Annotated in this window: 29 protein-coding genes and 2 pseudogenes; 5 read left to right on the forward strand and 26 right to left on the reverse strand. The window is 44.1% G+C overall.

The window, feature by feature from the left end; all coding sequences use genetic code 11:
• The first annotated feature begins 97 nt into the window (after positions 1–97).
• Complete coding sequence (locus tag ACYQ27_RS01120) at positions 98–1,672, forward strand: alkaline phosphatase family protein (protein ID WP_460040826.1); 1,575 nt, start codon at positions 98–100, stop codon at positions 1,670–1,672.
• Here the strand turns inward: ACYQ27_RS01120 and ACYQ27_RS01125 are convergent.
• From ACYQ27_RS01125 to ACYQ27_RS01135, 3 genes are all read right to left on the reverse strand, one after another.
• Positions 1,669–3,066 carry a sulfatase family protein gene (locus tag ACYQ27_RS01125; RefSeq protein ID WP_460040827.1) on the reverse strand — a complete coding sequence of 466 codons (1,398 nt, stop codon included), beginning with the start codon at positions 3,064–3,066 and terminating at the stop codon, positions 1,669–1,671. The genes ACYQ27_RS01120 and ACYQ27_RS01125 overlap by 4 nt on opposite strands.
• 34 nt (positions 3,067–3,100) lie before the next feature.
• On the reverse strand, positions 3,101–4,630 hold the full coding sequence (locus ACYQ27_RS01130; RefSeq protein ID WP_460040828.1) for a flippase: 1,530 nt from the start codon (positions 4,628–4,630) through the stop codon (positions 3,101–3,103).
• Positions 4,631–4,701: 71 nt separating this feature from the next.
• Positions 4,702–5,760 carry an AAA family ATPase gene (locus ACYQ27_RS01135; protein ID WP_460040829.1) on the reverse strand — a complete coding sequence of 353 codons (1,059 nt, stop codon included), beginning with the start codon at positions 5,758–5,760 and terminating at the stop codon, positions 4,702–4,704.
• 308 nt (positions 5,761–6,068) lie between these two features.
• Between ACYQ27_RS01135 and ACYQ27_RS01140 the strand changes: the two genes are divergently transcribed.
• Entirely contained in the window at positions 6,069–6,491 is a 423-nt protein-coding gene (locus ACYQ27_RS01140) for a hypothetical protein (RefSeq protein WP_460040830.1), read from the forward strand.
• A 372-nt stretch (positions 6,492–6,863) separates the two neighbouring features.
• On the opposite strand, the gene ACYQ27_RS01145 is transcribed toward ACYQ27_RS01140, so the two are convergent.
• From ACYQ27_RS01145 to ACYQ27_RS01190, 10 genes and pseudogenes are all read right to left on the reverse strand, one after another.
• The gene (locus tag ACYQ27_RS01145; RefSeq protein WP_460040831.1) at positions 6,864–7,112 is read right to left on the reverse strand and encodes a MarR family transcriptional regulator; all 249 of its coding nucleotides are present in this window, start codon (positions 7,110–7,112) and stop codon (positions 6,864–6,866) included.
• A complete protein-coding gene (locus ACYQ27_RS01150) occupies positions 7,109–7,333 on the reverse strand; it encodes an ATP-binding protein (RefSeq protein ID WP_460040832.1) in 225 nt (74 codons plus the stop codon). The genes ACYQ27_RS01145 and ACYQ27_RS01150 overlap by 4 nt, the downstream gene beginning before the upstream one ends.
• Positions 7,288–7,872, reverse strand: a complete 585-nt coding sequence (locus tag ACYQ27_RS01155) for a hypothetical protein (RefSeq protein WP_460040833.1) — start codon at positions 7,870–7,872, stop codon at positions 7,288–7,290. The genes ACYQ27_RS01150 and ACYQ27_RS01155 overlap by 46 nt, the downstream gene beginning before the upstream one ends.
• A 72-nt stretch (positions 7,873–7,944) precedes the next feature.
• Entirely contained in the window at positions 7,945–8,208 is a 264-nt protein-coding gene (locus ACYQ27_RS01160) for an AlbA family DNA-binding domain-containing protein (protein ID WP_460040834.1), read from the reverse strand.
• A gap of 145 nt (positions 8,209–8,353) precedes the next feature.
• Positions 8,354–8,860, reverse strand: a complete 507-nt coding sequence (locus ACYQ27_RS01165; protein ID WP_460040835.1) for a PIN domain-containing protein — start codon at positions 8,858–8,860, stop codon at positions 8,354–8,356.
• The gene (locus ACYQ27_RS01170; protein WP_456395624.1) at positions 8,857–9,117 is read right to left on the reverse strand and encodes a UPF0175 family protein; all 261 of its coding nucleotides are present in this window, start codon (positions 9,115–9,117) and stop codon (positions 8,857–8,859) included. The genes ACYQ27_RS01165 and ACYQ27_RS01170 overlap by 4 nt, the downstream gene beginning before the upstream one ends.
• Before the next feature lie 198 nt (positions 9,118–9,315).
• Complete coding sequence (locus ACYQ27_RS01175; RefSeq protein WP_460040836.1) at positions 9,316–9,747, reverse strand: hypothetical protein; 432 nt, start codon at positions 9,745–9,747, stop codon at positions 9,316–9,318.
• A gap of 24 nt (positions 9,748–9,771) precedes the next feature.
• Positions 9,772–10,566 (reverse strand): annotated as a pseudogene (locus tag ACYQ27_RS01180) (nucleotidyl transferase AbiEii/AbiGii toxin family protein).
• On the reverse strand, positions 10,563–11,306 hold the full coding sequence (locus ACYQ27_RS01185) for a type IV toxin-antitoxin system AbiEi family antitoxin domain-containing protein (protein ID WP_460040837.1): 744 nt from the start codon (positions 11,304–11,306) through the stop codon (positions 10,563–10,565). The pseudogene ACYQ27_RS01180 and the gene ACYQ27_RS01185 overlap by 4 nt, the downstream one beginning before the upstream one ends.
• A gap of 105 nt (positions 11,307–11,411) precedes the next feature.
• A complete protein-coding gene (locus ACYQ27_RS01190; protein ID WP_460040838.1) occupies positions 11,412–11,981 on the reverse strand; it encodes a winged helix-turn-helix transcriptional regulator in 570 nt (189 codons plus the stop codon).
• A 240-nt stretch (positions 11,982–12,221) separates the two neighbouring features.
• Between ACYQ27_RS01190 and ACYQ27_RS01195 the strand changes: the two genes are divergently transcribed.
• Genes ACYQ27_RS01195 through ACYQ27_RS01205 form a run of 3 tightly spaced genes read left to right on the forward strand, consistent with a single transcriptional unit; the run spans position 12,222 to position 13,757 of the window.
• Complete coding sequence (locus ACYQ27_RS01195) at positions 12,222–12,851, forward strand: type IV toxin-antitoxin system AbiEi family antitoxin domain-containing protein (protein WP_460040839.1); 630 nt, start codon at positions 12,222–12,224, stop codon at positions 12,849–12,851.
• Complete coding sequence (locus tag ACYQ27_RS01200; protein WP_460040840.1) at positions 12,835–13,134, forward strand: nucleotidyl transferase AbiEii/AbiGii toxin family protein; 300 nt, start codon at positions 12,835–12,837, stop codon at positions 13,132–13,134. Before ACYQ27_RS01195 ends, ACYQ27_RS01200 begins: the two co-directional genes overlap by 17 nt.
• On the forward strand, positions 13,065–13,757 hold the full coding sequence (locus ACYQ27_RS01205) for a nucleotidyl transferase AbiEii/AbiGii toxin family protein (RefSeq protein WP_460040841.1): 693 nt from the start codon (positions 13,065–13,067) through the stop codon (positions 13,755–13,757). Before ACYQ27_RS01200 ends, ACYQ27_RS01205 begins: the two co-directional genes overlap by 70 nt.
• Positions 13,758–13,832: 75 nt before the next feature.
• On the opposite strand, the gene ACYQ27_RS01210 is transcribed toward ACYQ27_RS01205, so the two are convergent.
• From ACYQ27_RS01210 to rfbB, 13 genes and pseudogenes are all read right to left on the reverse strand, one after another.
• Positions 13,833–14,519 (reverse strand): hypothetical protein, encoded by a 687-nt coding sequence (locus ACYQ27_RS01210; protein WP_460040842.1) that lies wholly within the window; start codon positions 14,517–14,519, stop codon positions 13,833–13,835.
• A complete protein-coding gene (locus tag ACYQ27_RS01215) occupies positions 14,485–15,450 on the reverse strand; it encodes a hypothetical protein (RefSeq protein WP_460040843.1) in 966 nt (321 codons plus the stop codon). Before ACYQ27_RS01215 ends, ACYQ27_RS01210 begins: the two co-directional genes overlap by 35 nt.
• 101 nt (positions 15,451–15,551) lie before the next feature.
• A pseudogene (locus tag ACYQ27_RS01220) lies at positions 15,552–15,665 on the reverse strand (DeoR family transcriptional regulator); the annotation flags it as partial.
• A 26-nt stretch (positions 15,666–15,691) separates the two neighbouring features.
• A complete protein-coding gene (locus ACYQ27_RS01225; RefSeq protein WP_460040844.1) occupies positions 15,692–15,976 on the reverse strand; it encodes a DUF2283 domain-containing protein in 285 nt (94 codons plus the stop codon).
• Positions 15,977–16,623: 647 nt separating this feature from the next.
• Positions 16,624–17,424, reverse strand: a complete 801-nt coding sequence (locus tag ACYQ27_RS01230) for a helix-turn-helix domain-containing protein (protein WP_460040845.1) — start codon at positions 17,422–17,424, stop codon at positions 16,624–16,626.
• Between the two features lie 68 nt (positions 17,425–17,492).
• Positions 17,493–18,353, reverse strand: coding sequence for a dTDP-4-dehydrorhamnose reductase (gene rfbD / locus ACYQ27_RS01235; protein ID WP_460040846.1), 861 nt, complete (start codon positions 18,351–18,353; stop codon positions 17,493–17,495).
• Entirely contained in the window at positions 18,338–18,802 is a 465-nt protein-coding gene (locus ACYQ27_RS01240) for a PIN domain-containing protein (protein ID WP_460040847.1), read from the reverse strand. Before ACYQ27_RS01240 ends, rfbD begins: the two co-directional genes overlap by 16 nt.
• Complete coding sequence (locus ACYQ27_RS01245; protein WP_456395610.1) at positions 18,769–18,978, reverse strand: hypothetical protein; 210 nt, start codon at positions 18,976–18,978, stop codon at positions 18,769–18,771. Before ACYQ27_RS01245 ends, ACYQ27_RS01240 begins: the two co-directional genes overlap by 34 nt.
• A 97-nt stretch (positions 18,979–19,075) precedes the next feature.
• On the reverse strand, positions 19,076–19,366 hold the full coding sequence (locus tag ACYQ27_RS01250) for a hypothetical protein (protein ID WP_460040848.1): 291 nt from the start codon (positions 19,364–19,366) through the stop codon (positions 19,076–19,078).
• Positions 19,363–19,920 carry a dTDP-4-dehydrorhamnose 3,5-epimerase gene (gene rfbC, locus ACYQ27_RS01255; RefSeq protein WP_460040849.1) on the reverse strand — a complete coding sequence of 186 codons (558 nt, stop codon included), beginning with the start codon at positions 19,918–19,920 and terminating at the stop codon, positions 19,363–19,365. The genes ACYQ27_RS01250 and rfbC overlap by 4 nt, the downstream gene beginning before the upstream one ends.
• A 2-nt stretch (positions 19,921–19,922) precedes the next feature.
• A complete protein-coding gene (locus tag ACYQ27_RS01260) occupies positions 19,923–20,762 on the reverse strand; it encodes a hypothetical protein (RefSeq protein WP_460040850.1) in 840 nt (279 codons plus the stop codon).
• Positions 20,763–20,773: 11 nt separating this feature from the next.
• On the reverse strand, positions 20,774–21,082 hold the full coding sequence (locus tag ACYQ27_RS01265; protein ID WP_460040851.1) for an STAS domain-containing protein: 309 nt from the start codon (positions 21,080–21,082) through the stop codon (positions 20,774–20,776).
• Between the two features lie 74 nt (positions 21,083–21,156).
• Positions 21,157–22,158 (reverse strand): dTDP-glucose 4,6-dehydratase, encoded by a 1,002-nt coding sequence (gene rfbB, locus ACYQ27_RS01270; protein ID WP_460040852.1) that lies wholly within the window; start codon positions 22,156–22,158, stop codon positions 21,157–21,159.
• Position 22,159 lies beyond the last annotated feature (1 nt).

Below are 22,159 nucleotides of genomic sequence, written 5' to 3' on the forward strand. Positions count from 1 at the left end.
AGATTAATTTTTCAAGATGCTTGTGTTTCTGTTATCCTTTAATTATACCAATATCTTTTTTAATTGTTTTGTTCGGTGTTTTATTTGGTGGATAAGAATGAGAGAGACAATAAATACACAAGTATTGGTATTAGGTTTTGATGGTGCAGATTGGGAACTCATCTTTAATTGGGCAAATGAAGGAAAACTTCCAAATTTTAAAAGATTAATAGAACAGGGAGTATTTGGACCTTTAGAAAGCACTATTCCACCAATAACACCACCAGCATGGACTTCAATGACAACAGGGAAAAACCCTGGAAAACATGGGATATATAGTTTTATCAAAGTGAAAAAAACAAAAGATGGCTGGAAAAAATCTATGTACACTTCAAGAGATAAAAAATCTATAGAATTATGGGATTATATTGAAAAGTCTATAGTGGTTAATGTCCCCTTCACATATCCTCCTCGAAAAATAATGGGGATTATGGTTACGGGCATGCTCACGCCTTCTCTCGATTCAGAGTTTACATATCCTCCAGAATTCAAAAATGAAATATTAAAAAAATTTCCTAAGTACAGATTCGAACTCGAACCATCCAAATATTCCGGTAGAACCCAAGAGTTCATAAAACAATTATACGAGATGACTGATGAGAGAATCAAATTGTTCTGGCACTTGTTTGAAAAAGATTGGAATTTGATGTTCTTTGTTTTTATTGGTCCAGATAGAATACAGCATATTTTATGGGGAACTAAAGAAATGGAAGACTACTGGAAATATCTCGACAATTTTTTGGGAAAGGTCATAGAAAAGGTGGAAGAAGATGGTAATAAGATATTAATGGTGGTTTCTGATCATGGTTTCAGAGAGACCAATAAAATAATCTACGTAAATAACTTGCTAATAAAAGAAGGATACCTACAGCCAAGGAAGCAAGTGAGTAAATCAAATAGTCATATCGCCAAATACATATCCAGAATTATCCCCCATGTACTCCCGATGTATAGGAAATTGCCCAATACTCTGAAAATAATAATCAAAAAGACAGTAAGATCTTGGACACCTCCAAATTTGTTTGAAGACTTTGATTTAGATAACTCCAAAGCATTCTTCTTATCTTATTCCGGACTTGGCGGGTTATTATACATAAATAAAAAAGTTAACCCGGAAAAGACAAAAAAAGAACTTAAATCATTGTTAGAAAATTTAATAGATCCGGAGACAGGCGAGAGGGTTATTGAAGGAATATATCCTGTAGAAAAGATTTATCCAGGATTTTGTAGTGATGGACACTTTGAAATATTAGTTATTTTACCGAAAGAAGGGTATCCAACATATGATTCAATTACCAATAACTACAACGAAAACGAAATAATAACTGATCCAAAAATTGAAAAAGCCAACCATAGGGTCCATGGAATCTTTTTTGCATATGGTCAAGGAATTAAGAGGATCCAACGAGTGAGTGCAAAAATCTATGACATCGCCCCAACAATCCTCCACATCTTCGGCTTGCCAATTCCGAATGACATGGACGGTAGAGTTTTAATGGAAATCTTTGAAGAAAACTCAGAATTCGCCAAAAGAAAGCCAAAATACGTTGATCCAAGCTACTATATGAAAAAGAAAGAAGATAAAAAGCTCAAAAAGGTTATTAAAACTCTGAAACTAAAAGGTAAGATTTAAGTAAAACTTTTCAGTTTAATTACTTCTCCCAATTTTCTTTTTTCGTCCATCTCAAGCATCTTTTTCAGCTTATTGACGAATATCGAAGTAACATCCTTGTCTTTAATTGGGTGCTGTTCGGAGGCATCCTTCTTAAGGTCAAAGAGCCATTCAACACCATCGTCCGGAGCGTATAGGAGCTTATATCTCCCTAGAATTAAAACCTTTTTCTCATAACCATAACCAGCGGCCTCGGAGAGCAACGGCCTTTTCTTATTTCTAACCTCAAATAAGTTCTGACCATCGAAAATTAAATTATGTGAAACTCCGAGCAGATCCAAGATCGTTGGCATTATGTCAACATGGCTAACCCTCTCCTCAATGAAATCTCCCTTCCTCTCAAGGGCTCCGTCGAGTATGATAGGCACCTCGATAACCTCATTGAATACATTGTGCCCGTGCCCGACTCCATAATATCCCCTTGGGTCATAGAAGTTCTCTGCCTCCAGCCTTGCGTGCTCCCAGAACTCATCCCCATGATCGGCTGTGATAACTATGATTGTATTGTTCAGAACTCCGATCTTTTCCAAATAGTCGTAAAGATCCTCAATCTGTTCATCTAAGTATCTCAGGGCATTATCGTACAGCAGTGTGCGGTTGTATACGTAGTTTTTGAAATGCTCCCCATTCTGTTCCTCGGGTTTTCTAAAGTCCCATGTGGTTATGTTGGGAATAGGTTCCACTTTCCCAAAGTGACCCTGGAGATGCATCTCGGGTATTGGGCCGTGCAGGTCTCCGAGATGAAGATAAGCAAAGAAGGGTTTTCTTCGTTTTGACACCCATTTTTTGAAATCCTTTAAAACAATTCCTGCGGGTATATCTGCAGAATAACGTTCAGGAACGACCCTACCTTTTAGAGGATAAGTTGCAACATCGATTGAAGTTCCAAAATAGAGATCATATCCCAATGCAAAGAGAACTTCAGGAAGGGTGAGCACGCTTTTTCTTATTGGTTTGAATGACTTGAGCGTGTCAAAATTTTTAACCTTGCTGTGAATGTATGCGTTGTGGTTGTGAGGATAGAGACCCGTTAAAATAGATGCTACAGAAGGGTATGTCCATGGTGCGGCTGAAATTGCCCTGAATTTTACCCTTAAGGAGTCTAAGAAAGGTGTCGTCTCCCTGTGATAACCCGCGAATGAAAGGTTTGAGTACCTCAGACAGTCCAGTGTTAGAATAATAACGTTGATATCAGGTCGGTTTGAAGTGTCAATGTACTTCTCAAAGCCCAGAGTTTTAATCCTTGAATAAAAGTCTCGTCTGGCTTTCATTTCTTGATACTGCCTCCAAAGTTTAAGTGCCATCCTTTTTGTGGTATCATTCTTTGTTACAATGGCTTTAGCAATATCAACCAAAGACCCTGACCCCATAGTATTTCCCCCCACAACCTTAGACAAACTTCCTCAAAACCCTTTTTATTATTCCCAGATCAATTCCTGTTTTCCTCTCCACCGCCAGCAGTAGCTCAACATCCTCCCTATCAATGCTCCTGCTCAGGAGCACGAGGAGGGCGTAGACTCCAAGGAACACCACCAAAACGGGAACCGCGTACCATATGCTCGGCACTTTTAAATTAAGCCCCTTGATAATCCCAAGTAGCACGAAACTAATAACCAAAGGCTTTACATAATTCCAGCTGAAAGGGTGGATTCCCGTCCTCCGGTAGAGCCAGAACGATCTAAAAACGTTCGCCACGAAGTAGGAGACGGCCGTTGCCACTGCCGCACCGACGATCCCGTAGGGCGGTATCAGCAGGAAGTTTAGCAAAACATTTGAAATAACCGCAAAGGTGTCCCCTATCATGTTGAGCTTCGGCTTTCCGATAACGAGAAGGGACAGCCCGTTCAGCCCCAGGAACGTGTGAAACATGAAACCCAACGCTAAAATCTGAAGCGCCGGGGCCGCTGACACATACTTGGCCCCAAAGAAGAGCCTTATCGTTGTCTCTGGAAACAGAAACATCAGGCTGAACAGCGGAAGGGTCAGCATAAAAATCCACTTGGTGAGTACCTGATAAACCCTGCCCATCTCCTTTATCTTCCCCTGGGCGTACAGGGGGGTAACTATAGGTGCGTAGAGCATCCCAGCGGAACCAAGAAATACGGGTATCAACCTCGCCAGCGGAGAGGCGGCGTTGTAAATCCCCACGACCTCTGAGCCCTTATAATAGCCCAGCATTAACGTGTCTGTCCACGTCATCATGAAGTTCAGTATCCCAACAAGCATCAGGGGAATGGAAAAGGCCACCAGATGCTTCCCGAGCTCAATATCAACGCGGGCCCCAACCCTGAGGAGCCCGATCCTGTATGCTTCGATAAGAAGAGCAGAAAACGTGAGGAGCTGGGCCAGGGAATAGGCGTAAAACATGGAGTTGAACGGCAGTCCCAGAGCGGCGATTGATGCAACCAAAACAAGCCAGGTTATGGGATAAACCATGTTCTGAAAATACACCCTCTCCCTCACCCTGCCGAAGCCCCTCGACACCGAGATGATGACCGCGGTCAGGGCCGAGAAGGGGAGGGCTAAGACTATAACCCTGAGCGCGCTGACCAGGCGCTCCTCGCGGAAGATCAAAGATATGTCCCCGGCCAGGAAGAAGATCAGGAGGGCCGTTATCACCGCGCTCACCGCTGTTATGGCGATGGCCGTTGAAACCAATCTATCCACCTTCTTCGGCATCTTCTCCCTGTAGAACGCGACCTCCCTGGGTAGAGCATTTTGAAAGCCGAGCGTGGCAATCACAAGCCCTATGCTCAGAACGGTTAAGGCCAAATTAAACACCCCATACTCGGCCTTCGAGAACTCCCTCGCTATTATCGCCCTGCTCAAAAACCCGAAGAACATTGAAATAACCGTCCCCGCAAAGATGATTCCAGTGCCCCTCGCAATCCGGTGTAAGGCCTGAGTCGCATCGCTCATGGGTTTCACCTTTGTTAGCGTATGATACCACCTTTATAAGCCATTTAACATATATCATGCTATTTCAGATTTCAGCGCGCATGCCTGAGTGCCCTCTCAATTACCGGGTCGGTGATGCGGTACTCATCCCCATGTTTCTCGAGGTAACCGTACTTAATGAGGTTTCGAAGGGCGGTATTCAATGACCCGTCATTTACTCTCTTCCCCTCAGCATTTTCAAGGTACGCTTTTAGGGATGACCACGCGTTATAGCCCTCCGAAACAGCCATCATTATGGTGAGGTACCTTCGTGAATACCTTGAAAGCTCGTCTATTATATCGCTTTTTGCCCGCTGGAACACCTCGTCTATGGCAGCGCCGTGACTCCTCCCGCGGTAGCGCAACCAACCGTACTCCCTGAGCCATCCGACAATCCCATCCAGTACTTCAACGGCGTCCCTTATCTCTTCATCCGGCACATCTATGTCCACCTCACGGAATCCCTTCATCAGGTACTGCATACTTTCACCCCTGCTGAAGCGGTCTAAGTGCACTATCTCGTGCTCCCTTTTGTAGAGCGGGGAGTACCTGTCGTTGAAGCCCAGGAACTCTTCGAGAACCCCTATTTCCGAACCCGTGAGGATCAGGGTGATATTCTCATAACTATCATTCAGGGATGCAAACAGAGCAGTGTAGTCATAGTTAGAGTAGCGAAGGTACTGAGCTTCATCGAAAATTATTACCGCCCTCTCCCCGCTGTTCTCAATATCATCAAGAACACCTATAAGGTCTGTGTTTTTGTCCTTAAACTCTACACCAGAGCCCGCAATCGTCACACTTTTCAAAGACTGCAGGAGTCTCATGACGGGTGCATAGCTTTTTCTGGCGTCAAGGGATTTTAGTATCTCCTTTTTTATAACATTGGGGGAGATGTTTGCATGGATGCTCCAGAGCTTTCTCGCATCTATATACACTCCGGGAGTGTCTATCTCATTAAGCAGGACTGTTACAAGCGTTGTTTTACCCACGCGACGGATGCCCGTGACCACTATAAGCGGCACCCCATCTTTTATGGCCGAGACGATTTTGTCAAACTCATATTCACGGTCAAACATCTCATTCCTCGACTTCTTTATGCGACTGAACAACATTGTGGGGTCACTCCATGTTACATTGGGAGTCATCACATATTTAAACATTGATGTTCGGAGATTTTTTCAGGACTCAACAAAAATTAATTACAGTCCCGGCAAAGACTATTCCCGTCCCCCTTGCAATCTTCTGTAAAGCCTGGCTTGCCTCGCTCATGGGAGTCACCTGTAATTATGCAGTCTTTAATAAATCAGCACATGCGGCTTAATACTTCCGGGTTTTTTCGTTCTCAAAATTACGTCCATATTTGAGAGTTTCTATGAAAAGCGTTATAAATTTAACTCAGCGACATAACCCGGGATAATTTATGCCACTTGTAATGGCCATCGATGAAAGCAGCAGAGCAGCTGCAATTGTAATAGTCGAGTACAATGACCTCCCTAAAATTGCAAGGGAGTTTAGGGGGATAAAACATTTCAGAGAGGTTAAAAGAAACAGAAACCTGTATTTAAAGGACGAGTTTAAGCCAAGGCTGGAAAGCGCCATGAGAAAGTACTATCTTGAGCCTAGGTACTACCCAAAGATTGACCACTACTTCTGGGAGGATGTTGAATACTATGCCCGTTTTGGACTGGAGATTATAGTGGACGACAAGCTCTGGAGAGGAGTTGTGGATAGATTCGGAGACATGCAAATTTCGATTATAAAGGAGGGCGATATTGCCCCGGCTATAGAGGAGCTAAAACGAAAGCTATGGAAGGCACAAAAAGAAAAAGATGTCATAACATAGAAGCAAATTGAGAAAGAGCTGGAGTATTACATCCAGAGGAGTATTCTGATAACAATAGCCGATAATTACGTTAATCTTCGGAGAAGAGGGCTAAAACATTAAAAGAGAACCAGAGACACACCCGCTCATCCGCCCCCTCCTGTCATCGGACGGGCTTCACAGGGGAGCGGGCGAAACATTCTGCTTGATAATGTCTCCGATATCCATTACAGGTTTATCCCTTTTAACCTTTTTGGAAATGTAGTTGCACCATTTGCCAACTTAACTCATGCCAGCAAAAATAACCCCGTCCCTCTGGCAATCCTCTGCAAAGCTCGACTTTCCTCGCTCATGGAAATCACCCTTTCAATTTACGATACCCTTATGAGCCCTTTATGATTCCTTTGAGCCCTCTAACACATAATAGGTACCCCTTCCCGTGGCCCCGATTCTCGTCAGGATTCCTTTCTTAACAAGACTGTCTAATTCCCTGGAAGCGGTTGGTTTTGAAACCCCGAACAGCTCCTGATACTCCTTATTCCCTATCCTCCCCTTCTCCTTCACATAAAATACTGCCCTAATCTGTCTGTCATTCAAACCCAGTTTCCTCAGGTAATCCTCAGTATAGATGTCCTTTCTCAAAAGAACCAGGAAAAACCCCCGGCCTCCTCCTTAAACTCGGGCTCGGGTAAGCCGTTCTCCAGACAGAGGCGCACCATCTTAAACGTTCCGGGGCCCCATCTCTCAACCAGCCCGGCATAGTAGAAAACCTGAGCAATTTTGGGGTTTCTCAGCTTGGATGGGTGCATCTCCTTTTTCAGGTCTTCAAGGCTAATCCCCTCCGGCAACTTCCGGGATTCCATATCCAGATGAAGTCATCAAAGATCTTAATCTGTATACTGCTCGGGTCAGTGTAGTCCCTGTGAATCAGGGCGTTTATTATGGCCTCCCTGAGGGCATCCAAAGGATAATCCCAGATTTCCTTTCTCCTCAGCTCCCCTTCAAACTCATACCTGACTCCAATGTGGCTCATTATCGTCTTCATGGCCTCTTCAACCTGGGTAAAGAGATTTCCCCCAATCTCCTTGTCGTCTATGATCGTTATCTGGTCTTTAAACCGGCCTATTCTGACCCGGGGGTGGATATAATACCTCTGCGGCTCTTTTCCAAAGAGCAGCAGCGCGGCGTTGGTTATCTTTCCATCTTCCAGAAGTCCCAGCTTATCCAGAATTGACTCAACGTCCTCGTTTTCATTGATGTACGGCAGCCTGTTCCTGGCCACACGGACAAACTTTCTAATCGTTTCCTCATCTAGGTCTTCTAACGCTGCGGAAGATGGCAGGGAATCCCACGTAACTCCGGATTTTTTAAGGAAAAACCTCCCCAGGTCTTCCCAGCCCATCTCAACGGTCTGGGCACCGACCCTCCTGTAGTATATCCCCCTGAAAGAAACCGGGACAGGTGACTGGGAGACCTAAATAATGACGACTCTATTCCCATCAATCTCCTCAACCTTTATGGACGGGTTTATCCCAAGGTTGTGCCTTATTGACCTGGCTAAGCTGTCCAAGTCCCCAGAAAAGCCGTAAATGGTTCCATCATCACCAACACCGAGGAGCAGAATCCCACCGTCGGTGTTGGCAAATGCCGACAGCGTCTTATATACGGAGTCATTCAGCTCCCGCTTAAACTCCAGAGTTTCGCCCTCACCTTTCTTGATCAGCTCACTAACGTTCATACAGCCCGCCTAACATTTTGAGAGGGTAACCAGTTAATAAGCTTTTCAGCATAATGGGAAACACTCGCCGTCCCCCTTGCAATCATCTACAATGCCCGGTTTGCCTCATTCGTAGGGGCCAACCTTTTTTGCATCTTTTGCATCATTATTGTTTCATTTTTGCATCACTGACATTGTACATTCTTTTCAGCTCTTCAACGACTTTATCACTGAAACGGACACCCCTAGCTCTTAACTCCCCTATTATAAGTTCCAGATCTTCGTTTATTATTCCCTTCTTCTTCGCAATAAAGAGAAGAGCCAGACTCCCGGCAACATTCAGCCCTAGAGACTTGGCGATAATCCGAGGGATTTTTTCATCCAGAATGATCAGGTCGGCGTTGAGTTCTTTGGCTAAAACAATTGCCTCAGCCTCTCCAATTTCAATTTCCTGCCTAAGGATTTCAACACTCAGCTTATCCTTAACCTCTACAACTTTAATCCAGGTTACGCTCTTGACGTCCTCGGAGCCGGGCTTTCCTTCTCCCCTTTCCACGACCTCAACCCAGACCGCTCTCGGAATTATAACCTCTCCAAAAAGCTCCTTCAGAATGTTCAGTTTTCCGACCTTAGCCAGTGCTATCAACGGCCCCGAGTCAGAGACAACTATCATAGCAACCTCTCCAGGGTCTCGATGTCCTCCTTTAAGTCCTCCTCGTCGTACTGGAGGGGTATCCCTTTTAACGCCAGAATCTCCATCACCTCCCACCTGCTCACTCCCGCAATCTCCGCAGCTTTGCCGAGGCTGACCATCCCCTCACGGTAAAGCTCAAGAGCAAGGTAAATTCTAACAGCCCTCGGGAGCTCCTTTTCACTAACCCTTAAAATTCTCGCCAGATCCTGCGGAAGAGAAACCAGAACCTCATTCATTTCACACACCTATAAAAATTGTGAACATGTGGCATTAAAAACATATCGCCTTGCGAAGTGTTTTCTTTTTTGCAGGTGTCTGTGGGTGAATGTGGATTTGGGGGCTGTATGAAGGCCTATAAGACATAGCGTGATTTTTTAATGATGGTTAAGATTCTCCTCGAATCATAAACCTCGAGGAGTATGTCATCAGAGAGCTCAATCCTCTTCATTCTTCTCACCTTTAATCGTGGAAACGATGGTCTCAAAAACATCGTCAAAGAGCCTCGTATACGTCCCCTGAACGAGCATGTCAGCCAGAATCATTCCCCAGCCTGGAATGTAATAACCGTTGAGTTCCTTCCTGATCCTGAAGTAGAAGTCATCGTAAATGTAAACCTTGAATGGGTAACCTTCAGGGTCTTTGAGCTCAAGGAGCTCCTCAAAGGTTTTTTCACGTGTGTAGAGAATTCCCCCTGCCGGGCTTATTACCCTGCCGAGCAGCCAGAGGGCGGAGTTTCCGGAGAAGAGAACCAGATCCCTCAGGTAATAGTCAGGGATCAGTTTAATGGTTACGGGGCTCAGGGAATTCAGGATTATCCCCTTATCCTTTGCCCATTTGAATATCAGCCCCTTCCTGTCGAGGATCATTACCCTCCCGTCCGGCTTTAATCCTCATTGGTTAACACTCTCCTTGAGTTCCTCCAAGAATTCCAGAACGTCATTCCAGACTTTTTCAAATTCTGGAAGTGAATTTATTTGATGGGCTAAGCTCCCCACCCAAGCCCTCTTATAATGGATTCTACGCTCTTTAAAGGTTCCCAGCTCAAACTGGGCATTCTTAATTCTGAACTTTTCGAGAAGGATACTAAGAGCGGCCTCTAACTCGACTATATTCTTTAAGTTCCATACATCATAAAGATCTCTTGGTCTTGTCCTCTGGAAGAGCGAGCGGACTTTCTCGGCAAAAATCTCCTCAAGGGAATACACTACGACCTCAGCACTGCACTAATCAGAATAAGGATGAATAACTTTTCTTTTTTCCAGCGGAAGCAGGATTGATTCGTTTTCCTTTTTGGTTAAATCAATCTTGATTTTTAGCGGTGCTCCTGATGGTCTTATTATCCTAAAGTAGACTGTAGCCTCATAACCATTTAGCGTCTCTTTAAAGACAATATTCTTCTCAAAACTGATACCGCTTTCTTTTCTGGCAATTTTGATACCCTTCATTAATTCTTCCTGTACCGTTTTTTCATCGTGTTTCACCATTAGAGTAAAATCCAGATCATCCGAAAATCTGTAATCTCCAATGTAAACCTTTCTTATCCCCGTTCCTCTCTTTAATGCCATTTTGAGGGATGTCTTTGAGAGCCCAAACAAAAGCCAGTTCTGGGCATAATCTCTCTCCACAGTACTCTCGGGAACTCCTTTCTTTCTTGCAACTGCTTTGATTTCAAGTGCTGGGATCATTCCAACCCCTCCAGCTCAACATTAATTATGACCTTCCATTTACTGTCAACATGCCCCTCTCTGGGCATTGTTGGGTCGAGGAGAATGTAGTTCCTCGTTTTTGGCTTTGGTAAGTCAATGTCTACTCCAGAATAGTCACACAGGTAGCCGAGCCTTCTTACGACGGCAGAGTTATTTATTCTCAACGCATACTCTCTGAGCTTTTCTGTGTCAAGTTCCTCTCTGAAAGCTTTAGCAACTTCGATTATTCCTCCACAATATCTCGGCTTATCTAAGCAGTCCACTACAGTCTTTTCTCTGTCTGTTATAGGTACTTGGAATTCTTCGATCCAGACTTTTTCAATACCGAAGAATTTCTCGGGCTTTATCCTGACGATTTTATATCTGACCCCAAAAATTCTGAGATCCTGTTTTTTCTTTCTTGCTGTCGTCTGGACGAATACGGTGCTGGGAATTTGCTCGGTAAAGCCGTGATAGTTAAGGGCTGACCAGTAAGCTGTGGCTGAGGGTTTTACAAGTAATGAGCCTATTATGAATTCGTGAAGCGTGTATTCTCCTTTCTCTGCTCCCAAAGGGATCACGATGTATTTTCCCTTTTCAATTCTCTCAATCCATCCTTTTTTCTCAAGCCTGCTGAGGAGAACTTTCAGGGTGTTTTTGTTGATTCCTGTTATCTTGGCTGCTTCATCTATGGTGAAGATCTTCTTTCTTGCGAGTTTGTTGAGCAGTTCGATTCTCATAATTATTCACCATAGTTAACAATTTTGATAACTTTGGTGTATATTTTTGAGATCAGCCTATTAAACCTTTTGGGTACCCGTCTTCTGAACATCCTGCATGTTCATTCAATTTCTCATCTCCTCCAGCAGTTCTTCTATAATCCTCGTATACATCCCCTCCCCAATGGAATCGGCAATAACCTGCTCAATCACCGCCAGCCGGTACCCTCTTATGTTCCTCGCATAATTAAAAACATCCTCGTCATAGGAGTAGAACCTGATTGGGTAACCCTCCCGTTTGATCCCAATCTGCTTTAACATATCTAAATCATCTTTTTTAATGTATGCCGTCCCAAAGCTTGGCTCCAGAACCTTTCCAAGAACCCATAACGCCGACGTGCCGGAGAACACCACAAAGTCCCTAACCTTTTTCGGCCTCACCCTGTATGTTACTCCTCTAACAACCTGAAATATCTTCCTCTTTTCCTCTCCCCAGGTATAGAGGAGAGCTTTTTTGTCAACAACCCTTATTCTCCCCGTCTCCAAAATTATCGCACCGTTGCTCTCCAATGACCTGAGGATTCTGTAAAGGTAAGGCCTGTTAATCTTAAATTTGGCCAGAAGCTCTTTGACAGAAATTTCTCCTTTAACCGCCAGCTCCCTCAATATCTTCTCCTTCAGTATCGGAGCCCTCATGCTGTATCCTTTGTATGCTATACTTTATAAAGTTTAGGATACATAGGATACACTAAAATAAATTCGGCAAAGACAATTCCCCTCCGCCTGGCGATCTCCTGTAGAGCCTGGCTTGCCTCGCTCATGGAGGTCACCTTTTCAATTCTATGATACCTTTATGAGCCCTTTAACACATAGTTCGGATATAAATCTGTAGAACAACCGTTAACTTTTTTAACTGTTGTTCTACAAATTTAAAACATGAACATTGCGGTAAGGTTCCTCCTTTCCAGATACGGTGGAAAAGCAGTCACAAAAGAGGAGCTGGTCGAGATATGTGGCAGATTTGGGATTAACCCCGATTATCTGGTACATCATCTCATATCCTATGGCTACGCAGTCCGCATTCTCAGGGGACTCTACTATGTAAAGACCGTCGAAGAGTTCAAGCTGAGAAAGGCTCTAAAACCGTTGAAAATTATCGGACTTGGATTGAACAAACTCAGCGTGAAATGGTACTACGGCCTGTTCACAGCCCTCAGATTAAACGCCCTCACCCATGAGTACTTCACCAGGATATTCCTTCTGAACGACAGGATTTACCGCTCAAAGGCCATAAAGATTTACGGGGAGGACGTCGAGTTCATAAGGATCAAACCCAAACTTTTGGGGTTTGGCATAGTGGAGCGGGGGGAGATAAGGTATTCAGATGTGGAAAAGACCCTCCTGGACTTTCTGTACCTCTCGCGGTACAATCCAAAGCTCAGAATCACTGCAAAAAACGTCCTGGAGGAGTACTGGAACAGGGCAAACAAAGAAAGGATACACGAATACCTCAAACATTATCCCCGTTCACTAAAAGGGGTGCTTGAGAATGAGGGACTACTCTGAGTTCATCCAGTTAATAGCCGAGAAGAGCAAAATTAGAAAGCCCGATTTGATTGAGAGGGATGTAATCCTGCACACAATCCTGAAAAGAATGTATTCCAGCAAATATTTCGCCCAGAACTACATTTTCAAGGGCGGAACCTGCCTGGTTAAATGCTATTTCGGCTACTACCGCTTCAGCGTTGACCTCGACTTCACATTTATGAATCAGGAAAAGTGGGAAGGGCTCTCAAAGAGAAGCAGAAGAAAAGCTCTAGTTGGGGAGGCACAAAAGTTGGCGACCTAATTGAAGCTATTACCAGCCAAATAGGTCTTGAGTTCAATGCCGAACTGCAGAACAGGCGGTACATAGAGTTTGGAAGCGGTTCAAGGATGGTGACCTATAAACTGTATCCCACTGGTAAAGAGGGAGGCATGATAAAAGTTCAGGTTAATCTAGTTGAAGACATTATCTTTGAACCAAAAAGACCTACGGCAAGAACCCTCCTAAGCGGGGTTTCATTGTCCGGGGACGACAGGCTGTATTTCTACGATTTCCTCGATGACTACTCTGAGATTGAAGTCCTCGCTTATGCTATGAGGGAGATTCTGGCCGAAAAGGTCAGAGCAGCTCTAACCCGGAGAGTTCAAAAACTAAGGGATTTCTACGACCTGTACCTGTTATACCAGCACGGCTTAAGAATAGCCGACTACAAAGACGAGATTATCAGGAAGGTCACTTCGGCCATGAATTATGAGAAGTACAGGGAGAATCTTATGAGGAACAGGAGACTGTTTAATGCAGGCTTTAATGTTATGGATGAATACGAGATTTATCTGCTGAACACTAAAGTGGATAAAGGATTTGCAGAGTTCCTCGGCCAGACGGTCAAAGATATCGGTGGAATCCTTGATGAAATAGAGATATAACTCTGAAAAATTAAGCCTTTATAAGAAAACTCCGTCCCCTTTGCAATCTTCTGCCGCCCGCCTCGCTCATGGGTTTCACCCGCTTATCTCTTTCAGATATTCCATAATGTGAACAAGCCCCTTTACAGTTCCAGTTTGTTCCATTAAAAGATCAACACGGTGCATTATTAGTGAAACCAAGCTCCTGAGTGACTCATCCCTTAAAAGCTGGTTCTCAAGCTCCTGAATGATCACCCCATAGTCCAGCCCGGTCTCAACAAGTGCAATCAGATCCCCAATGTCCCTCATTCTTTCCACTGAAGTTACACTTTTAAACAAGAAGATATCTTCTTTTGAAAGAAGACGGACTTTAAAGAGCTCATGGGATTTAAACTCTTCGGGAACCTCCGCCCTCGAAACCATGTCCCCGGACAGGTACAGCTTGTTGAGAACCCTTTTCACAAAAACATCAAGGTTGAACCCAGATACGGGATGAGTATATCTAACGCTCATCCCCAGATCGTAGTCCCATTGGGATTTATACTGCTTCAGGTAGAGTGGAAATCCCGGTACTGGGGCTTCAAGAAGGGTCTCTAAAAGGGAAGAATGCTTTTTGTTTAATACTACAATATCAACATCTTTTGTTGCAGTTTTAAGTCCCCTAAGTGCCAGATTTCCACCACCAATCAAGTAGACTTCCAGGGGCTCGATGTTAAGCAGCTCAGCCTTTTCCTCCAGCAGGTGAAACTCAGATATTATCTTTCCTCTGGTTACAGCACCCATCTCCTTCACCGAAGTACATTTTGAATATCTCCTTCACTTCTTTCATAGAGGGATAAGGATACCTTTTAACTCCTTTGCCCTTAATGTACTCAAGTAGCCCATCCACATCCACGTCGTATTTAATGCCGAGCTCAAAAAGCTTCTTCTGGTCTATCCTGTCCCTATGGGCCAGCAGCAGGACGATTGAATACAAGATCGTTCTTGGGCTGAAATCAATTAGCAGTGCATGCAGGATAATCTCTTCCAGAGAAAGCTCCCCTGCCCTCTCAGAATAATAATAGTGATACCGTCCTGTTCCGACGAGCTCCATCCCAAAATCCCCAAACCGCTCAAGCCCGGTTAGGTGAAAGTTTCTAACATCTTTCCCTCTGTACTTCCTCGTAGACAGGATAAATTCCCCAACTCCGCTCCATACCACCACAGCATCGCCCGAGAATTCCCTTGCTTTGATAGAATTCTGCAACTCATAGAATTCCCGGGCAAACTCGTGAAACAACCTGTATCTCTCAACAAGAAAATACCTCCCATCTCTCTCTCCAATAATGCCATAATTGGAGAGCCTGTTAAGTACATAGTAGAGGGTACTCCTTGGAAGATTCCCCTTTATGCAGAGCTCGTGGGCACTTAGGGGAGTATCCCTAAGAACAGCCAGAAGCGGCAGACTTTTCCCGCTTAAAATCCTATTAAGGGGCATGTGACCAAACTTGGGGACCAACCTTTTAAAAAGCTCTGCGGGCTTTGCCTCACTTAACGACACTATCCTGTATTTTCCCCTTTTTTCCGTCTTTACCAGACCCTTTCTTTTGAGGGATGAAACAAGAACGGATGCTCGATAAATGGATAAGCCCAATTTACTGGCTAACCCTGTTATAGTTTCCCCTCCCTTAAGTTTCAAAAGTGCTCTAACTTCCATTTTCGAGAGGGTATCCATGTCCAGAAATTAGAAAGTATTATATATAAAACTTTTGGTTTTTTGGACAGATCTTGCGGAGCGCAGTTTCACCTTTTTGACTCATTTGACTCATGGTTGACTCATATTTGAGTCTTTAGTTTATACCTGCCTTTTTCAATACGCTCGAAAATTCCCAATTTAACCAACTCACTTAAATCCCGTGTTGCTGTGTGCCTCGAAATCTTAAACAGCTCCTGATATTCCTTATTTCTTAATCCCCTTAGACACTGATTGAAGTGACGACTGCAGGAAGGACAACGTTTGCCATTTCCAGTACCTTTGAGCGCTCGCGTTCCTTTTTTCTCTGGACCACAACTATCGAAATCATCATTTCAACCCTATCTTCACTGATCTTAATCTCGGCGTGGAGTCTTCTAATGCTTCTGAGCAAATGTTTCTCAAACCCAAACTTTTTGGAAGCCTCAAGTATTTCAAAGCCAATGACGTCCAGCCTATCCCCATCTGAAATCCGGCCAAAGTCCGGAATAACATAATCCCTAATCATAACTCACTCTCAGACACTCTCACAAAGAGTGAATCGGCTTCAGGATCATAATCCGCAGGCATAAACTCAACCTTCTCCCTCCTATTCTCTCACCTTCATTCTCCTCATGGGGGCTCCGGGAATACCGTCACCACAATTAATCTCAGCTTACTTTTAACGTGCTTCGCATCCACTGTTATTATCAAATCCTTATCCCCAGTATAAGCATACCCCCTTTCAGGCTCTTGCTGGAGCACACCCCTAAGACTCTTGGGATCCCAGAGATGCTCGCAATGGGGAGTGAATGCCACCTCTGAAATGTTCCTGGGTCTCAGTAGAGCTACGAACCCGTTCTTTTTCCACAGGTTCTCAAAACCTGCTGTCCATGTGCAGTTGTTCGCGTGAAAAGATGACGCGAGAAGATGACGCTGTATTAAGGGAACTCAAAGGGGAAGCGTTGGTATTTCACAGTTTAGTAAACTAATTTCTGAAAAACCGTCAGATGCATGCATTTTTGGAATGGGGTGTGATACTCGTGGCATAGGTTGAGTTAACTGGTTAATTAACTTGATCAATGTTGGTAAACACAGAGGAAACACCAGCAAACAACATTCCTATGTTTCGAGTTTGCTTGTGAACTGTTGACTAAATTACGGTGAACTCTGAGTTCACCCCGAGAGTGCCTTTGCCATGTTGTAAAAGACCTCCGCAACATCTATATATCCACTATTCTTGAGGATATCACCGAAAGTTTCTGCCTTTTTACGAATGAGCTCTAAAACCTCCTTTGCAGGGTGCTGTATATCCTTGTAAGCCTCATTTATCTTGGAGGCCAGCTCAATCCATCTCATTGTGGCGTTGTACTCTTCAGTTGCCATTATAAGCGATTTTTTAGGGGTTGTCATTGCGTATTCTGCGAGTCGGTCTAATAACAATAACCCTACTAAACAGTATATCTCTATGCTCAGTCCGAGCAATGCATTGTACTCCTTTTCCATCTGAGAAGACCACGTATCAAACAGTTCTTTTACCTCTTTATGCATTGAACGAATGGTCTTTTCCAGACTTGTTGAGAGAGCACTCCTGATCAGCTGCTCTTTTTGCTCTATTTTTTCCTTAAGGTTTTCCATAGTATCTTCAAGGTTCATAAACTCTTCTTCAAGATCCCATGCAGTTAATGGTGGGAGATCTTTTAGAGCCAAATATTCTCTGTATATCTCCTTAACAGTTTCTGCTGGGACTCTAAGTGTCATCACGACTTTTACCGGGGACATCCCCTTTTCAAAGAGTTCAAAAGCTTTGGCTTCCAATTCCCCCTTATTCCTTATAGTGACAGCCATGAGCTCTCCCTTAACCCTAGAAACATAGCTTTTACTGACTTTAAGTTCCGCGGCTATCTCACTTACGGATTTCCCTTCTTTTAAAAGCTTTATTATCTCCTCTTTCCTGCTTCTTTTAGTTTTCTTCATGGTCAACACCTGTTTAGATTTCAGACATCTCTGTTATTGAGCACCTTTTTCTTTTTACGGGCCATTCTTCAGTCATGCTTTACTCTGAGGTACCTCTTCAGGGCATCCTCCCATCCCGGCATTCTCAAACCAATCCCTTCCAGCTTCACATTCTTCAGCGCCGAAAACCCCGGCCTCCTCGCTAATCTTTTCAGCTCACTTGAATTTATAGGCTTCACTTCAACGTCCCAGCCAAGGATATCAAAAATGGCTTTGGTGAACTCGTACCAAGAACAATACCCCTCGTTCACCATGTGATAAACCCCAAACTCCGACCTCAACTTCAAAAACTCCCTCAAAGTTTCGGCAACATCCCTCGTATACGTGGGACTCATGAACTGGTCGCCGACAATCCTCAACTCTTCCCCCCCTCTGGCCTTCTCAATCACCCATTCAATGAAGTTCCCTCCCTTCCCGCTCGCCCCGGCCTTCCCGTAGAGGCTCGCGACCCGGATGATGTAGTACTTCCGGGAATAATTCCGCGTGAAAATCTCCCCAGCCAGTTTGCTCGCCCCGTAGACGTTTATTGGATTCGGAACGTCGTCCTCTGTGTAAGGCTCACCTTTCTCGCCGTCGAAGACGTAATCCGTGCTGATGTAGACGTTGATGGCATCAATTTCACTGGCAACCCTGGCAACGTTCAGCGCGCCGATGGCATTGACCGCGAAAGCCTTCTCCGGGTAAAGTTCAGCATCATCAACCCTCACATATGCGGCAGTGTTGATGATTACCTCGGGCTTGAGCTCCTTCAGAACATTCAGGGTCTCGGGTATGGTCACATCTAAATCTCTATGAGTTAAGGGAACGACCTCAAAAGACGGGTCTTCCCCGAAGACCCTCACCAAGTCAGTTCCCAGCTGACCATTGGCTCCAATTATTGCAACCCCCATTTTGAACCACCAAAAAACTTTCTCAATATGTAAGATGTTTTGTAAACCTCAACAAGATTCTGCTTCTCAAAGTCGCTATCATTTGACCATACTGGACATTGAAGCTTTAATGCAAGAGCTGAGAAAGGAGTATCTTTTTCATCAATATCTTTCATAATTTCATATGCTTTCCTTATATTATCCTCATATAGAAAGGATGGAACAACAATTATAGATTCCAGCAGAAAACTCAGAGCATACTCAAAACTTTTTTTCTGTAAAGCTTTTTTTCGCTTCGTTATTATATAATCCCTGTACTTCTTAAGTTCAAACATGCCATCTTCAGGATAGTATATCTCAAAAATTCCAGATTTAATTATCTTGGAGGTTGTTGAATCATCTTTGATCAAGGCTGAAATCAGAATATTGGTATCTATCACAACCCGTATTTTTTCTTTATCTCTTTCCATGCCTCTTCCCTTACCCTCTCCAGTTCCTCTAAATCTTCACGAGTTAATGCTATTTCTTCCTTAGCCTTCTCAAAAAGAGCCCATTTTAATTCCTCCTCTCTTATAACCTCCTCTATCCTCTTCTTAAGCACAGAAGGGGGAACATTATTAGGAACTCGAATCTTTATCTCTGCCATGTGGAATCCTCACCTCCATATTTTCTTGAGTGGAGAAGATAAAAAGATTATGGAAAAATTAACCTTTCCTTCCAAATGATCAAGGATAACATTTATATCAACAAACGCCCTCAAATCGCCCATTCATCTCTACCTCTTCCAGTAATTTGCGCAAATTCTTCCCCTTAAACTTTCCATGGAGCTTCTTAACACTGTACTCAATCATAACCTCCCTCTCAATCATCTTCATAACTCTCTCTATCCCAACGGTCTTTAAAACATCCTCCGGAATGTTGAGCTTAATGTTTGTACCCATCCTCTCACCTCGTATATCATAACTGTCGTTCAGAAAATAATAAAGATTATGTGAGTTCCTGACCACAACGTTGTTTTCTTCCTGTAGCCTCAAAATGTCCACCCTTTCTCAATCAACTCCCTCAGCGTCGGCCACTTCATGTCCTTCCCAGAAACTACCGGCTCGTCAACGGGCCACTTAATTCCCACGTCTGGATCATTCCAGATTAATCCACCTTCATAATCAGGAGCATAGACGTTGTCCACCTTGTAAATCACCTCTGCAACGTCGCTTAAAACCAAAAACCCGTGGGCAAAGCCCCGCGGGATGTAGAGCTGGTGTTTGTTGTACTCTGAAAGAATAACACCAACATATTTCCCAAAAGTTGGGGAGTTTTTCCTCAAGTCCACGGCCACATCATAGATGACTCCCCTTACGCAACGAACAATCTTTGCCTGAGCATAAGGCTCCCTCTGGAAGTGCAGCCCCCTGAGAACGCCGTACTTTGATCTAGAGTGGTTATCCTGGACGAACTCCCCCTTTATTCCGGCCTTTTCAAAATCCGACTTCTTGTAGGTTTCCATGAAAAAGCCCCGCTCGTCCTCAAATACTTTGGGCTTTATCAAAATCACATCCGGAATTTCCAAACGTTTGAACTCGAAAGGCATTGCTATCCCTCCAGAAATGGATAGATATCCACTGAATGTTTTGGCTCTGGGATACGATATGCAACTATCACACCTCTCCAGTGGAAATCGGGAAGGTCATATATTACATTTTCGTGTTTTGAAGAGTACAATGCAGCGCTCCCAGAAATTAGAACGAACTCCCCATTAAGTCCTTCACACACAACTCTTTTGGAGGTCCTTATTCCATAGCCCCTAGAATCCTCCGGCTTCACGGAATACCCTTCAAGGGCCATTTCTATTGCCTCAGCATCACTTATGTCCAGCCCTTTTCCTCTTTTATATGAGTTGGCCAACCCAATCCCCCTATCTACAATGCACAGATCTAAAAATCCCTTTGTTGGGTAATACTGAGCAAAGACGTAGCCTTCATCCCTTTCACTGTGCTGGAATATGTTCTCCACCAGCTCTTGAATGGGATAATAAATGGCGTTTTTAACCCCCACCGTAGGATTCAAGACCTTGTATATCATTTCTAAAAATTCCCTCTGTAATCTTTCCCGCTCTGCAGAATCTTCACCTTTTAAAAGGGTAATCGGGATGTAGCTCCTTTCACGTTTTATTTTCTCTATCGAATCGACCCCTTCAGGAAAAAGAACATGTTTCAGATATGAAGCAACCTCCTCTCTTAAGGGAGGAATAAACTCACTCTGCGTATCATGAATATAACTCGCTATTGGAAGAATTAAGAGAGGAAATACCCAGGTCACGCCCCCAAGATCAAAAAGAACTCTCTCATGGACTTCCCTAAATGTAAAATAAAGAGAAACCAACTGATTGAGTAGGCTTTCACCACGTGGATCCATCACTCTTACTGCCTTCATGAATCCCCACACTAGGTGATTATGGAGAGGATGCTTTTCCTGATCACTTTAACTCTTGGATGCGTTTGTCCTCTCTTTAAGTGTTGCTCCACCACTTCCAGCATTTTAGCCACTGAAGGATTTATATTCACGAGTTCTATGTTCTGATTTCTGAGCTTATACATCAAGAGCTCATGAGCAAATGAATGAGAGATAAATTCCACGTTTTTAAAATCTAGAATAACCCTCTTGCCACCAACTCTTTTCTCCAATTCTCTCACCAGCTCCCTAGAACTCAAAACAGGAGAGAATTCCCTCCCCAAGTCTATTTTTTCACACATCTCTGGACACCACTTCTATTTAGTTTTTTAAGATTATTTAAGCATTATGCAAAAAGGCAAAATAATAAAGCCTTTTACCACCTCAGCTTCCACGGTGTCGGATGGAGAACTTTTTCGTTAACCAAAGGCCTCCACCACCACTCGTTGTTTAGATACCACTCCACGGTCTTTTTGATACCCTCCTCAAAACTGTATTTTGGCCTCCACTTAAGATCTCGGGTTATCTTCCAAGAATCCAGAGAATAGCGAACATCATGGCCGGGCCTGTCCTCAACGAACTCCATTAAATCCCCATCCTTGCCCATGAGCCTTAAGATGGTTTTCACGACTTCGAGGTTTGTCTTCTCCTCCCCAGCCGAGATGTTGTACACCTCCCTCCTCTCGCCCTTCTCCAGAACGGCTTCAATTGCCCTCACGTGGTCTTCAACGTAGAGCCAGTCCCTGACGTTCTGGCCCGTGCCGTATATGGGAATCTTAAGCCCCATATTTGCCCTGATTATTGTTTTTGGGATGAGCTTCTCGGGGAACTGGTAGGGCCCATAGTTGTTGGTGCACCTCGTTATTGAAGCGTTTAAATTGTAGGTCCTCGCATGCCCCAAAACCAGCATATCTCCAGCGGCCTTGCTCGCCGAATAGGGAGAGGAAGGCATCAATCTGTCCTCCTCGGTAAAGGAACCCTCTTTTATATCTCCATGGACCTCATCCGTGCTGACGTGAAGCAGGCGCACCTCAGGATTAACTTTTCTTATCGCTTCAAGTACCGTATACACACCAAGAACGTTGCTCTCTATGAACGCATAAGGATTCGAGATGCTCCTGTCCACATGGCTCTCTGCTGCAAAATTAATCACTGCATCGACTTCTTTAATAAGCTTTGAAACAAGCTCAAAATCATTTATATTCCCCTTAACGAACGTATACCTCTCGTCATCCTCAATATCCTTCAGATTCGCCAGGTTTGACCCATAGCCGAGCTTGTCTAAGTTTATGACCTCCCAATCGGGATGCTTTTCTAGGATATAGCGGATGAAGTTGCTCCCTATGAACCCCGCTCCTCCCGTCACCAGAAGCCTCATT

The organism is Thermococcus atlanticus (assembly GCF_054657855.1).

What these genes read in the sequence shown, in the direction of transcription:
- ACYQ27_RS01120 (WP_460040826.1), top strand. Translation starts at nt 98, where the DNA reads ATGAGAGAGACAATAAATACACAAGTATTGGTATTAGGTTTTGATGGT.
- ACYQ27_RS01130 (WP_460040828.1), bottom strand. Translation starts at nt 4,630, where the DNA reads ATGAGCGATGCGACTCAGGCCTTACACCGGATTGCGAGGGGCACTGGA.
- ACYQ27_RS01135 (WP_460040829.1), bottom strand. Translation starts at nt 5,760, where the DNA reads ATGTTGTTCAGTCGCATAAAGAAGTCGAGGAATGAGATGTTTGACCGT.
- ACYQ27_RS01140 (WP_460040830.1), top strand. Translation starts at nt 6,069, where the DNA reads ATGCCACTTGTAATGGCCATCGATGAAAGCAGCAGAGCAGCTGCAATT.
- ACYQ27_RS01150 (WP_460040832.1), bottom strand. Translation starts at nt 7,333, where the DNA reads ATGGAATCCCGGAAGTTGCCGGAGGGGATTAGCCTTGAAGACCTGAAA.
- ACYQ27_RS01155 (WP_460040833.1), bottom strand. Translation starts at nt 7,872, where the DNA reads ATGGGCTGGGAAGACCTGGGGAGGTTTTTCCTTAAAAAATCCGGAGTT.
- ACYQ27_RS01160 (WP_460040834.1), bottom strand. Translation starts at nt 8,208, where the DNA reads ATGAACGTTAGTGAGCTGATCAAGAAAGGTGAGGGCGAAACTCTGGAG.
- ACYQ27_RS01165 (WP_460040835.1), bottom strand. Translation starts at nt 8,860, where the DNA reads ATGATAGTTGTCTCTGACTCGGGGCCGTTGATAGCACTGGCTAAGGTC.
- ACYQ27_RS01170 (WP_456395624.1), bottom strand. Translation starts at nt 9,117, where the DNA reads ATGAATGAGGTTCTGGTTTCTCTTCCGCAGGATCTGGCGAGAATTTTA.
- ACYQ27_RS01175 (WP_460040836.1), bottom strand. Translation starts at nt 9,747, where the DNA reads ATGATCCTCGACAGGAAGGGGCTGATATTCAAATGGGCAAAGGATAAG.
- ACYQ27_RS01185 (WP_460040837.1), bottom strand. Translation starts at nt 11,306, where the DNA reads ATGAGAATCGAACTGCTCAACAAACTCGCAAGAAAGAAGATCTTCACC.
- ACYQ27_RS01190 (WP_460040838.1), bottom strand. Translation starts at nt 11,981, where the DNA reads ATGAGGGCTCCGATACTGAAGGAGAAGATATTGAGGGAGCTGGCGGTT.
- ACYQ27_RS01195 (WP_460040839.1), top strand. Translation starts at nt 12,222, where the DNA reads ATGAACATTGCGGTAAGGTTCCTCCTTTCCAGATACGGTGGAAAAGCA.
- ACYQ27_RS01200 (WP_460040840.1), top strand. Translation starts at nt 12,835, where the DNA reads ATGAGGGACTACTCTGAGTTCATCCAGTTAATAGCCGAGAAGAGCAAA.
- ACYQ27_RS01210 (WP_460040842.1), bottom strand. Translation starts at nt 14,519, where the DNA reads ATGGGTGCTGTAACCAGAGGAAAGATAATATCTGAGTTTCACCTGCTG.
- ACYQ27_RS01215 (WP_460040843.1), bottom strand. Translation starts at nt 15,450, where the DNA reads ATGGATACCCTCTCGAAAATGGAAGTTAGAGCACTTTTGAAACTTAAG.
- ACYQ27_RS01225 (WP_460040844.1), bottom strand. Translation starts at nt 15,976, where the DNA reads ATGATTAGGGATTATGTTATTCCGGACTTTGGCCGGATTTCAGATGGG.
- ACYQ27_RS01230 (WP_460040845.1), bottom strand. Translation starts at nt 17,424, where the DNA reads ATGAAGAAAACTAAAAGAAGCAGGAAAGAGGAGATAATAAAGCTTTTA.
- rfbD (WP_460040846.1), bottom strand. Translation starts at nt 18,353, where the DNA reads ATGGGGGTTGCAATAATTGGAGCCAATGGTCAGCTGGGAACTGACTTG.
- ACYQ27_RS01240 (WP_460040847.1), bottom strand. Translation starts at nt 18,802, where the DNA reads ATGGAAAGAGATAAAGAAAAAATACGGGTTGTGATAGATACCAATATT.
- ACYQ27_RS01245 (WP_456395610.1), bottom strand. Translation starts at nt 18,978, where the DNA reads ATGGCAGAGATAAAGATTCGAGTTCCTAATAATGTTCCCCCTTCTGTG.
- rfbC (WP_460040849.1), bottom strand. Translation starts at nt 19,920, where the DNA reads ATGCCTTTCGAGTTCAAACGTTTGGAAATTCCGGATGTGATTTTGATA.
- ACYQ27_RS01260 (WP_460040850.1), bottom strand. Translation starts at nt 20,762, where the DNA reads ATGAAGGCAGTAAGAGTGATGGATCCACGTGGTGAAAGCCTACTCAAT.
- ACYQ27_RS01265 (WP_460040851.1), bottom strand. Translation starts at nt 21,082, where the DNA reads ATGTGTGAAAAAATAGACTTGGGGAGGGAATTCTCTCCTGTTTTGAGT.
- rfbB (WP_460040852.1), bottom strand. Translation starts at nt 22,158, where the DNA reads ATGAGGCTTCTGGTGACGGGAGGAGCGGGGTTCATAGGGAGCAACTTC.